Source organism: Bifidobacterium sp. B4142 (assembly GCF_026537325.1).
Lineage (GTDB): Bacteria > Actinomycetota > Actinomycetes > Actinomycetales > Bifidobacteriaceae > Bombiscardovia.
The window spans coordinates 1-12,269 of record NZ_JAFNMJ010000005.1 but is presented as its reverse complement, the minus strand read 5'-3'; the positions used below and the strand labels follow the sequence as shown (position 1 = coordinate 12,269).

Sequence of the window (12,269 nt, the reverse complement as noted above, 5' to 3'; positions counted from 1 at the left end):
CCTCGTTCATTCGGGCTTATCGGCCTCTCCGGGGCCCTGCAGGTACCGGGCAATTGCTCTGGCCGCCGGTGCTTGGGCCCAGCGGAGCCAGTCGCCGTCAATGATTTTCACGGGAACCTCGACCATCTGGCTGTGGCGGAATGATGCTGTGCCCTTGCGTACGGATTCGACGCACCTTTTCATCAAATAGGAAGTCTCCCCGCCAACCAGAACCTTGTCAGGCAGGGCCACGTTGGCCACCAGAGCGATCAGCACCCCTAGCCGATAACCGGTCAGATTGAGCAGGGTCTCCGCCTGTGGCATGTCCTCCTCCAGGTCTTTGACCAACTCGTCAAGGCTGGCAGCCTGCCCGATGGCATGCGAGTACTGCTCAGCCAGGGAGCCTGTAGTCAGGCACTGGGCGCAGCCACGATGACCCAGATAGCAGACCGGTCCGTCCGGATCCACCAGCTGATGGCCAATCAGCCCAAAACCCTCATCCGGTGAGGAGACAGGCATGCCGTGCTCGCTCAGGGCATAGCCGATGCCGGATCCCATGGTGATCAGAGCGAAACGATCCAGCCCGATGCCCTCGCCGAACCATCCTTCGTACAGGGCCAGAGCATCGAGATCGTTGAAGACCAGACAAGGCAGATCACATGTATTCTCCATCTGGGTGGCAAGATCAATGGGTTCGCTCCAGTGCAGGAAGGGGGCGTAGGTGACGATCCTGTCTCCCTCCGCCCGACCCCCCAGCGAGATGGCAAGGCCGGAGGGGCTGGGCAGCCCGGCCTGGCTGATCTCACGCATGCATTCCTGGGCAAGGTCTGACAGCATCCTTACGACCTGGCCTGGGCTTCGCTGTCGAATGTGATGACTGTGGGGCTGGCCGACGGGTCGGCAGGCCAGGTCCGTCGCCGTGGCCAGCGCGGTGCCGCCGTGAAGATTGATGCCGATGAAGGTCTTGGCTTCCCGGCGGATGATCAGAGCCTGCTGCGGTCTACCTACGCTATTGGAGCTATGATTGCCGTCATCCTGTCTTCCTGGGTCTTTCTTTGCCTGCGGCAGTGTGCCTGCCTCTCTGATGACCCCGCGGTGGGTCAGATCGTTGGTGATGCGCGATACGGCACCCTGGGTCAAATTGAATCGCCGTGCCAGAGCCACTCTGGAGATCGGGCCGTGCTGGAGGATCTCAACGGCGATGCGGTGGGTATATTGGGAGGCCGTGAACCAGGCTGGGAACGGCCGTGCTTCTCCTAGGCGGTAATCGTTCTCGTGATGGTTTGAGCTCTGGTTGTCTCTGTCGGCCACGGTGCCTCCTTACGGAAAATTGGTCCGACCTGATTGCGGACAAACCCCATGCACTGAACAGCATATCTTAATTACTTTCTTAACGAAAGGAACTCGCCGGGGCTGGGAATGAAATATCCCTGTCCCCTATGCTGGTCCGCAGAATCATCTAGGTCATTGTTGCCCGTGCGGATGGTAAAGGAGCCAAATATGAAGGATATCGGCAGTAGGGAGGGATCCGGGCTTGGTCGAATGACGACCTGGGTTCGCAACGGAGTCGCCTCGCTCCTGGCTCTGCTGACCGTCGTGGCAATGGCGGGCTGCGGCTCAGCAGATTCAGGCCAAGTCACTCTGGACTTCTTCCAGTTCAAGTTCGAGGCCGCCGACCAGTTCAAGGCCATGGTTGCACAGTTTGAGAAGGAGAATCCTGACATCAGGGTGAACATCAATAATTCGGCCGATGCCCAGACGGATTTGCGCACTCGTCTGGTCAAAAACCGGGTGCCCGACGTCATCACCTTCAACGGCGATATCAGCTTCGGCATGTTCGCGGCATCCGGGGTCTTCCATGATTTCACTGACGATCCCTTGGTCAAGGGGCTCAATCCGGGCATGGTGTCGATAGCCAGGAATCTGGTCCAGACCAAGGATCCTTCGGCCAAGCGCCTGTATGGCCTGCCCTTTGCCGGCAACGCCAGCGGGTACATATACAACAAGACGCTTTGGCGAAAGGCCGGGCTTGACCCTGACAATCCGCCGCGCACCTGGTCGGAGTTCACGGCTGTCATGGACAAGTTCAAGTCCCTGGGCATCGAACCTGTGCAGGGCACTCTCTCTGATTCCTGGACCGCCCAGGCCCCCTTGGCGTCACTGGCAGGGACCCTGGTCCCCGAGAGCAGATACAGGGATCTGATGGCTGGGAAAACCGATTTCAAGACCCTGTGGACGGAGCCGGCTCGGCGCGAGGTCGAGCTCTTCAGCCATTCCGCTGGCGACAAGGGCGTCACCTACCAGCAGGGCACCCAAAATATGGCCAAGGGCAAGGTGGCGATCCTTCCCCTGGGAACATACGCCATACCGCAAATCAGGATGATCGAACCGGATGTGGACCTCGGATTCGCCCAGATGCCCGCGAATGATTCCCGCTCCCGGCAGATACTGACGGCTGGCGACGATGTCATGCTGACCATGGGCGCCAGCACCAGGCATCCCAAGGAGGCCATGCGGCTGATCCGTTATCTGATGCAGCCCCAGCAGCTGCGCACGTATGCCAAGGCCCAGACGGCCTTCACGCCGACCAGAAAGGTGGAGGCAGGTGATCCGGCCCTGAACGGGGTTCTTCCCTTCTTCCAGCAGAACCGCTTGGCCGACTTCTGCGACCATTATATCCCCTCTTCCATCAATATCGGCGGCTATCTGCAGACAATGGTCACCAAGGGGGATGTGGATGGCTTCATCGGTTCCATGCAGAACGAATGGGACAAGGTCCAGGCAAGGAACTTCCAATGATGAAAGGTCAGGATTCAGACATGGCACAATCCAAGGTCGTTGGCATCCGTACTGCTGACGGAACAGCCAAGGCCGGAAAACGGCCTTCAAGGTTCTCCAATCGCAAGGTCGACCGCGCTTTCTACTGGATGGCGGTCCCTGCCGCCCTGATTTTCACGCTCTTCCTCTATGTGCCCTTCCTCCAGGGCGTGGCCTACTCTTTTACGAATTCCCAGGGATACGGGCGCTTCTCATGGATCGGCTTCAAGAATTACGGCGCCCTCTTCCGTGACGGCCGCGTGGGCCACGCTTATCTGTTCACTTTGCTGATCGCCATCCTGATCACCCTGCTGGTCAACTTCATCGCCCTGTTCATCTCGGTGGCGCTGAATGGAAAGATCGCTTTCAAGAACGGGTTCCGGGTCATCTATTTCATCCCCTACACGCTCTCGGTTCTGGTCATCGGCTATGTCTTCAAATACATCTTCATGACGCCCCTGCCGGCTCTAGGCAAGGCCCTGGGCATCAGCTGGCTCTCCCAGTCCCTGCTGACCAGCGAGCACTATGCATGGATCCCTATCGTCTTCCTCTCGGTTTGGCAGGCGGTGGCTTATTCGACCCTCATATATCTGGCGGGTCTGCAGACCATCGACTCGGAGGTTTATGAGGCTGCATCCATCGATGGCGCCAATGAGTGGCAGAAATTCTGGAGGATCACCTTCCCCTTGATTGGCCCATTCTTCACCATCAACCTTGTGCTGACTCTGAAGAATGCCTTCAACACCTTCGACCAGGTGGTGGCTCTGACCGCAGGAGGGCCCGATTCCAAGACCGAAACAGTCACCTACCTCATCTACAAGGGCGGCCTTACCGGAGGCGAGTACGCCTACCAGACAGCCAACGCGGTCATGTTCTTCATCGTCCTGGCTGTGATCGCATTCATCCAGCTGGGCATTTCCAGAAGAGGGGAGAAGATCTGAGATGGCACAGACAGCGCTTATGCAACCGCAGACACCGGCACAATCAGCAGAAAGAAGGGGAAGGCGGCATTGGGGATCCCCGGGATCGCACCTCAGGAGGGTCAACTGGTGGCTGACGGCCACCGTGGCTGTGCTCTCCCTGACGATTCTTGTGCCGCTCTACTTCACCGTGGTCACGGCTCTGAAGACCCCTGCGGAAGCCGGAACCTTCAGCCTGCCCTCTTCCTGGCAGTGGCACAATTTCGCCGATGCCTGGAACAAGGTCAACTATCCCAAGGCCGCTCTGAATTCAGCCGTCGTCACGGTCTGCGCAGTGGCGCTCACCCTGCTGACCAACACCTTCGTGGCCTATGCCGTGGCCAGGAACATGGACAAGCGCTTCTTCCGCTTCCTCTACTACTTCTTCATCGCGGCCATGTTCGTCCCCTTCCCCGTGGTCATGCTTCCCATCGCCAAGCAGTTCGGCAGCTGGCACTTGGACAACGTGCCAGGTCTGATCCTGCTCTACGTGGTATTAGGACTCGGCACCAACCTCTTCATCGCCACGGGGTTCATCCGATCCATCCCCACCGCTCTTGAGGAGGCCGCCCGATTGGATGGCGCAGGCACCTGGAGGATATTCTGGACCATCATCTTCCCCCTTATGGGTCCAATCAATGCGACCATCGCCATCACCACGGCTCTCTGGGCCTGGAACGATTTCCTCATGCCGCTGATCGTCCTGACGGATCAGACCAGTCAGACCATCCCTCTGGCGCAGTATGTCTTCAGCTCCCAGTTCGCCACCAACTATCCGATGGCCTTCTCCAGCTACCTGATGGCTCTGGCGCCCATCCTGATCGTCTACCTGTTCGCACAGAAGTGGGTCATCAGCGGCGTTATGAGAGGAGCTGTCAAGTAGCCCAGCCAGGACAGGCAGTCAGGGCGGCCTATAGTGGAGGTCACAGAACAAGGAAGTCCCAGGAATCCAATCTTCGTGAGGAGGGCCATGACCCAGGAAGAACGCATGCAGCTGCCCGATAGGGTGCGGACCAACGGAGCCGCCCCCAATCCCTGGTGGGCCAACGCGGTGGTCTATCAGATCTATCCGCGGTCCTTCCAGGACACCAACGGTGACGGCTACGGCGATCTGCCGGGCATCACCCAGCGGCTGGACTACTTGGCCGACCTGGGCGTGGACGTGATCTGGCTGAGCCCGGTCTACAAGTCTCCTCAGGATGACAACGGCTATGACATCGCCGATTACCAGGACATCGACCCCATGTTCGGCACCATGGACGATATGGATGAGCTTCTGGACCAGGCCCACCGGCGGGGCATCAAGGTGGTCATGGACCTGGTGGTCAATCACACCTCGGACGAGCACGCCTGGTTCCAGGCCTCCCGCAACAGGGATGACCCGCACGCCGACTGGTACTGGTGGCGTCCCGCCAAGGCCGGCCGCGAACCCGGCACCCCTGGCGCAGAGCCCAACCAATGGGGGTCCTACTTTGGGGGCTCCGCCTGGCAATACGATCCGCAGCGCGGCGAGTACTACCTGCACCTGTTTTCCAAGAAGCAGCCCGACCTCAACTGGGAGAACTCACAGGTCCGGCAGGCCGTCTTCGGCATGATGAACTGGTGGATGGACCGGGGCATCGACGGGTTCCGCATGGATGTGATCGTCATGATCTCCAAGACCGTCGACTCCGAGGGCCGTCTGCCCGGCGAGGACGGATCGTCCATTGCTGACGGTTCTGTAGGGCCCGAGGGGTACTCGTCCTCGGCGCCCTTCTGTGTGGACGGCCCCAGGCTGGATGAGTTCCTCAGACAGATGCGCAGCGAGGTTTTCCAAGGTCGGCACGGCTACCTGACCGTGGGGGAGGCTCCCAGCCTGGCCCCTGCTCGCAGCGGGCAGATCACCGACCCGGCCAACCACGAGCTGGACATGCTCTTCCTCTTCACCCAGACCGAGGTTGACACCGGGGACAGCAAGTGGGACATCCGCCCCTTCCAGGTCTCCCGGCTCAAGGCGGCCATGAACGAGCAGCAGCAGGCTGTGGCCAAGGCCGGATGGGCCAGCCTCTACTTCGACAACCACGACCAGCCCAGGATCGTCTCCCGTTGGGGCGACACCTCCAGCGATGAGCTGCGCTCCCGTTCGGCCAAGGCCCTGGGACTCCTCCTGCACATGCACCGGGGAACCCCCTACATCTATCAGGGCGAGGAGCTGGGCATGACCAACGCCGGCTTCACCAGCCTGGACCAGTACCGGGATCTGGAGTCCATCAACCTCTACCACCAGCGGGTCGACCAGGCGCACGAGCAGGATCCGGAGTCCATGATGGCCGCCTTGGCTTATATGAGCCGCGACAATGCCCGCACCCCCATGCAGTGGGACTCCACCAAGTTCGCTGGCTTTACGGCTTCATACGCTCCTAAGGAGCCCTGGCTGGCCGTCAACCCTAATAGAAACAAGGTCAACGTCAAGACCGAGCTGCGCGATCCGGATTCGGTCCTGGCCTTCTACCGGGAGCTGATCCGCCTGCGGCACACCAATCCGGTCGTGGCGGCCGGCGACTTCACCCTTCTGGATCCGGATGCGGACCGGATCTATTCATTCACCCGTTCCCTGGACCAGGTGCCGGAGCCCAAGTCGGGACCTGAGGCTGCCAGTGTGCTGGATGCCCTGCCCTGCCAGCGCCTGCTGGTTGCGGTCAATCTGAGCAGCCGCCCAGCCTCGCTGCCGCCTCAGACCGCTGCCATTCTGGGCCTGGATCAGACCGGATTCACCTCTATGGCCCTCGGGGCGGTGGACCCCGACCGGATCCTCATAACCACCTACCGGCCTGAGCAGACAGCCAGCTCCCTGCTGACCGGCCGCCTCTCCCCATGGGAGGGTTTCGTCTACCGACTCTGAGGAAAACTTCGCCGTCGGCATGCTTTCCCGGCTAGAGTGGAAGTCAGCGATGCCCCGTTGTGCCCGTACGGACCGGTTGGGTCCCCGGGTTCCGGGGCGATGGGTCCGCGTCATGGCAAGTCGTGACGACTTCGTCGCGGACGGAAAAAGAAAGCGGGTTGCATGTCTCGTCTGATCATCGTCTCCAACCGTTTGCCCATGTCACTGCAGGCACGGGAGGACGGCTCTTACACTTTGCGCCAGAACGTCGGAGGGCTGGCCACGGCGATCGGCCCCTACCACCGTTCCCATAAGGACAGCCTTTGGATCGGCTGGAGTGGTATCGATCCTCAGAAGTACTCCGAAAAGGAACTGGCCGGGATTCGTCAGGCCTACCGGGAGAGCCGGTGCATTCCCATCTTCCTAAGCAAGGATGAGCTGAACGGCTACTACGCCGGATTTTCCAACAACACCCTCTGGCCCCTCTTCCATGACTTCTCGCATGAGGCGGTCTTCCGTCAGGAGGACTGGGAGATGTACCGCAAAGTCAATATGCGTTTCGCGCAGGTGGTGGAACCGCTCATTCGCAAGGGCGACACCATATGGATCCAGGACTACCATCTGATGCTCCTGCCCAAGATGCTGCGCGAACGCTACCCTGATGCCTCCATCGGCTGGTTCCTGCACGTGCCCTTCCCCAGCGCCGAGATCTTCCGATCCCTGCCCTGGAGTCGAGAGATCCTGGAGGGCGTCCTGGGCGCCAACCTGATCGGCTTCCACACGGTGGACTTCTCCGCCAGCTTCCTGGCTTCGCTGCACAGGCTGCTGCCCGAACTGCCAATCAACCAGGACGGCGTGGTCGAGATGCCTGACGGCCACCGCGCAGCCATCGACGCCTTCCCCATCGGCATCGACTACAACCTCTACCGGCGTACTGCCCATTCCAGCCTGGCCCGGGCCATGCGCCGAGGGATCGACGAGGTCTGCGGCAAGTCCCCCCGTCATCGCTACCGCACCTCGGTGACCGCTGAAGGGGTCGCAGCCAACGAAGCCGCCGCGTCGGACGCCAACTGGTGGAGCCACTACATGAAGGAGGACATCCCCGAGTCCACGCTTGCCAAGCAGGCGGCCTCCTCGGTGGGCAGCCGGTCCAACAAGGTCATCGTCTCGGTGGACCGGCTGGATTACACCAAGGGTCTGCCCGAGCGGCTTCAGGCCTTTGGCCGCATGCTGGACAAGTACCCTGAATGGGTGGGCCATGTCACCTACTACCTGCTGGCCACCCCCTCGCGTGAGGTCGTCGAGTCCTATCAGCGGCTCAAGGCCCAGGTGGATCAGCTGGTGGGCGAGATCAACGGCCGCTACTCCCTGCTGGCCTGGACCCCCATCCACTACATCACCCGCTCCCTGTCCATCAAGCCGGTCTGCGGTATATACACGGCTGGCGATGTAGCCCTGGTCACCCCCCTGCGCGATGGGATGAACCTGGTGGCCAAGGAGTACCTGGCCTGCCATGACGGGCGCGACGGCACCCTTGTCCTGTCGGACATGTGCGGGGCAGCCGACGAGCTGACCGATGCCTTCATCGTCAATCCCTACGACATCGACATGGTCTGTGAGGCGCTGCACAACGCCCTGGAGATTACTCCCGAGGAGTCCAAGCGGCGTAACATTCGCATGCAGGCCCGGCTCAAGGTGCGCACTGCAGCCAACTGGTGCGCCTCGTTCCTCGACTCCCTGCGGCAGGTGTCCGCTCCTGGCATGACAGATAGAAGGCTGCGTATGGATCACCACAACGCCATCGTTCGTCAGTGGGACGGCGCCCATCGTCGTCTGGTCCTGTGTGATTATGACGGGACGCTGACCCCGCTGGTTCGCCGTCCTGAGCGGGCTAAGCCCACCCAGGCCCTCCGCCGTCTGCTGACCCAGGTTGGGAGCAATCCCGATGTGGACTTCCTGCTGGTCTCCGGCCGCAGCCATCAGATCATGCAGGACTGGTTCGGCAACCTGCCGGTGGGGCTGATTGCTGAACATGGCGCTTGGAACCGCAACCTGCCTGGCAGCGACTCGGACGAGTGGCAGCGGGCGAAAGGCCTGCCCGACTCCGATACCTGGCAGAAGGTGATCCGGCCCATCATGGATGAATCGGCCACAAGGGTTCCTCGTTCCTTCGTGGAGAGCAAGTCGGATGCGGTTGCTTGGCACTACCGGATGAGCGACGCCCAGGTGGCCGACCAGGAGCGTCAGGATCTGCTCCATCGCCTGCGCGGAGTAGTGGTCGGCCTGGGGCTGATGATCATGGAGAACTCCAAGGTCGTCGAAGTCACCCCCGTGGCCACCAGCAAGGGCCAGGCCATCCTGCCCTTCGTCAACAGCGGCGACTACGACTTCATGATGGCCTTGGGCGACGATGAAACGGACGAGACCATGTTCGCCGTCATACCCGATAAGGGCTGGACCATCAAGGTCGGGCCGGGCCAGACCAAGGCCCGTCTGCGGGTCAATGACCCGACCGCGGTCACTTTGCTGCTAGCCGACCTGGGTGCCGGCGTGGCCCGTGACGCTGATGAGCCTGTGCCCTCTCATGACTTCCGTGATGACCATACCGTGGTCGACGAGGCGCATGCGCAGCTCACAGACGACAAGTAAGGCAGGCGACCGCCAGTTGCCACTGGTGACCACCAGCCACTACCGGTGACTGCTCGTGAAATTCGTCAAGTTCACTGGTGGTTGGTGGTCCGCTTGACTATTGGTCAGGTTGTTTTCGGTTGTATAAGGTCTGCTCTCATACCTGTCTGGTCTTCGGGTGCCCAAACGTTCGATTGCTCACATGTTTTGATTTCCAGTACGTTTGGGTGTCCACCATGTTGACGGCAGACCCATTGGTCGGGCCTGGCCGACCATACTTGGAGCATGGATACTTCAACAATCACTACTTGTCTTGAGGCCGATCATGCCGCTGATCTGCAAAAAGCCGCCCAACGTCTGGAAGGTGTGGCCCGCCACACCCTTATTGAGGAATCCGGTGACCTGGGTGCTCGGATAGGCCATCGTGTTCTGCTCAAGCCGGAGAATCTGCAGCTGACCGGATCCTTCAAGATTCGCGGAGCTTACAACAAGGTGGCCTCGCTGAGTCAGGACGAGCTGGATCGCGGGATCGTCACTGCTTCCGCTGGCAATCATGCCCAGGGAGTGGCTTTTGCTGCTCGCAGCCGGGGCGCGAAGGCCACCATTGTCATGCCCCGGATCACGCCGCCCCTCAAAGTCGATGCCACTCGGGCCTATGGTGCTGAGGTTGTCCTGCAGGGCGAGGTCTTTGATGAAAGCTCTGACTACGCCTTGGGGCTGGCACGTGATCGCGGCATGACCTTTGTTCCGCCTTTTGACGACTATGAGGTCGTCTGCGGTCAGGGAACCATAGCTATGGAGATTCTTCAGGATGTGCCCGATGTCACCGATATCGTGGTTCCCCTGGGTGGAGGTGGGCTGGGCGCTGGTGTTGCGCTCGCCGTAAAGACCTTTAAGCCTGAGGTCAGAGTCATTGGAGCCACTCCAGTAGGATCTCCGGCCTGGCGTGAGTCTCTGACAGCCGGCCATGTGGTCGCAGCAGACCAGATGCGTACGGCTGCCGAGGGTGTAGCCGTCAGACGTCCCGGCGATCTGAACTATGCTTTGCTCAGCCGCTATATGGATGATCTGGTCCAGGTAACCGAAAGCGACATCTCCGAAATGATCCTATTCATGCTGGAGAAGCACAAACTGGTGGTCGAGGCAGCCGGTGCCGTCTCCTTGGCAGCCCTAGGACAGTTGGATCTGCAGTCCGATATCTTCCGGTCGGCTCCTGGGCCGCACGTGATCGTCCCCATCATCTCGGGCGGCAACATCGACACAGTCACCATGGGTGCGGTCATCCAGCGGGGGATGATCTCCCGCGGACGCATCATGCAGTTTGGCGTGGAGCTGCCCGACGTTCCCGGACAGCTGGTCAATGTGGCCACGGTCTTGGCTGATCTGCGAGCCAATGTGATCGAGCTCAACCACGACCAGTTCAAATCTTCCGGCCACTATGACAACGGCGTGCTCTTGGAGGTGACTGTAGAGACCAACGGCCCCGACCACATCACCCAGATTCTGGATACCTTGCGCAGTCGAGGCTTCCAAGTCCATCAGAACTACTGACTTGGTTTCCCGATCGAAACCAGGGTCCGGTGCTCGTCTTCCAAGCTTCCGCGACAAGGATCATGACCGGGCGAATAGCCATAGTGGCCATTCCCATTGCTGAGTTTGCTTGAAGGACCCTGCAGGTTCTCGCAGGATCCTTCAGGAATCTGCAGATCGTCACTCTGATCCAAAAATTAGGTAGAGCAGTCGGGGAATCAACTCTGTCCGGCGATGGTCTTGTCAACGAGTTTGGGCAGCGCTTCTTCGATGGGTTCGTGGATGAGTCGGGTTGCCAGAGAATCATACTGGGTCGAACCCATGTTCATGATGGTGATTGGCACGCCTGCCTGGGCTGCCACTGGCACCAGCGAGGCCGCCGGATACACCTCCAAGGTGGAGCCGATCACCCAGAATTGATCGGCCTGGCTGGCCAGCCTCATGCTCTTCTCCATGGCGCCCTCAGGCAGGGCTTGACCGAAGTAGACCACATCAGTCTTGATGATGCCGTTGCAAGGCATGTTGCCTTGGTAGGGCATGGGCTTATGGCAGTGTGGGTCGGGCTCCTGATCAAGCTTGGTCATGATGTCGGCTGTCCGGTATGCCTGACCGCATTTCATACAGTGGGAGGTGCCGATGGTTCCGTGAAGGTTGACGATGACGTCCTCGGAGTTGCCGGCTTTCTCGTGGAGGGCATCGAAGTTCTGCGTAGCCAACAGGTTCAGCATGCCTGCCTGCTCCAGCTTGGCCAGTGCCTTGTGGGCCACTCCCGGTTGGGCCTTCCATACAGGCGACTCCTTTTGCCACCGCCATGAATACTCCCGCTGTTTCCGGTCGCTCATGAACAGGTCCAGGTCATAGACGCTCATTTGATCAGGATGCTTGGTCCAAACCCCGTCAGGCCCGCGGAAATCCGGTATGCCGGCTGAAGTCGAGATGCCCGCCCCGGTCAGTACTGCAATTGTTGTGCTCATACACCCGTCTTACCATCCGTTAATAGACTCAATGAGTCGAAGGCCAACTTGGTGCGCGAATATACACCTATATCAACATTCGCATTCGTAGGGTGTGGATGACTGGCGATCGCGGACGAAAGGCAAACTCCGTATTGGATGTAACCGGTCCTGACCAGAATTCAAAAGGGCCATGCTGACACGCCGACCTAGCAGTGGCTCAAGCAATACTTTGTGAATAAAATGTGTGCATGAAGCAGAGACGGCACGCTGAAGTCCCAACTTCGCGAGGTTCTAAAGTAAAAAGGGACATATGACGACACGCCGTCTAAGGGCTTGTTATTGCTGGTTTTAAGGGTGCTCTCAGAATGGCCGAGTTGCGTTTTGGCCGGCTCGTGGTAACTTTATCTCTTGCTGCTCAACACGGCGGTTCTTCTTCCGGGAAGAAGTTGAATGGCTTGTTGGTGTGGTGGTGGTTTGAGAACTCAAGAGCGTGTTTGTGCTACTTATAGCTTTTTGATTGCCAGTCCGATGCCCGCCCGG

General features: G+C 59.9%; 8 protein-coding genes. 6 read left to right on the top strand and 2 right to left on the bottom strand.

Annotated features, from left to right (window positions below):
• Positions 1–6: 6 nt before the first annotated feature.
• Positions 7–1,290 carry an ROK family transcriptional regulator gene (locus J3U06_RS07635; protein ID WP_220236659.1) on the bottom strand — a complete coding sequence of 428 codons (1,284 nt, stop codon included), beginning with the start codon at positions 1,288–1,290 and terminating at the stop codon, positions 7–9.
• Positions 1,291–1,521: 231 nt separating this feature from the next.
• Here J3U06_RS07635 and J3U06_RS07630 point away from each other — a divergent pair, with 231 nt between their 5' ends.
• The 6 genes from J3U06_RS07630 (at position 1,522) to ilvA (ending at position 10,794) form a co-directional block, all read left to right on the top strand.
• A complete protein-coding gene (locus tag J3U06_RS07630) occupies positions 1,522–2,778 on the top strand; it encodes an ABC transporter substrate-binding protein (protein ID WP_267444876.1) in 1,257 nt (418 codons plus the stop codon).
• Between the two features lie 20 nt (positions 2,779–2,798).
• Positions 2,799–3,737, top strand: coding sequence for a carbohydrate ABC transporter permease (locus J3U06_RS07625; RefSeq protein WP_267444811.1), 939 nt, complete (start codon positions 2,799–2,801; stop codon positions 3,735–3,737).
• 1 nt (position 3,738) lies between these two features.
• Positions 3,739–4,638 carry a carbohydrate ABC transporter permease gene (locus tag J3U06_RS07620; RefSeq protein WP_267444810.1) on the top strand — a complete coding sequence of 300 codons (900 nt, stop codon included), beginning with the start codon at positions 3,739–3,741 and terminating at the stop codon, positions 4,636–4,638.
• Between the two features lie 87 nt (positions 4,639–4,725).
• The gene (locus tag J3U06_RS07615) at positions 4,726–6,636 is read left to right on the top strand and encodes a glycoside hydrolase family 13 protein (RefSeq protein ID WP_267444809.1); all 1,911 of its coding nucleotides are present in this window, start codon (positions 4,726–4,728) and stop codon (positions 6,634–6,636) included.
• Between the two features lie 162 nt (positions 6,637–6,798).
• The gene (gene otsB / locus J3U06_RS07610; protein ID WP_267444808.1) at positions 6,799–9,264 is read left to right on the top strand and encodes a trehalose-phosphatase; all 2,466 of its coding nucleotides are present in this window, start codon (positions 6,799–6,801) and stop codon (positions 9,262–9,264) included.
• Between the two features lie 264 nt (positions 9,265–9,528).
• Positions 9,529–10,794, top strand: coding sequence for a threonine ammonia-lyase (gene ilvA, locus J3U06_RS07605; RefSeq protein WP_267444807.1), 1,266 nt, complete (start codon positions 9,529–9,531; stop codon positions 10,792–10,794).
• Positions 10,795–10,991: 197 nt separating this feature from the next.
• On the opposite strand, the gene J3U06_RS07600 is transcribed toward ilvA, so the two are convergent.
• Entirely contained in the window at positions 10,992–11,747 is a 756-nt protein-coding gene (locus J3U06_RS07600; protein WP_267444806.1) for a Sir2 family NAD-dependent protein deacetylase, read from the bottom strand.
• Positions 11,748–12,269: the final 522 nt, after the last annotated feature.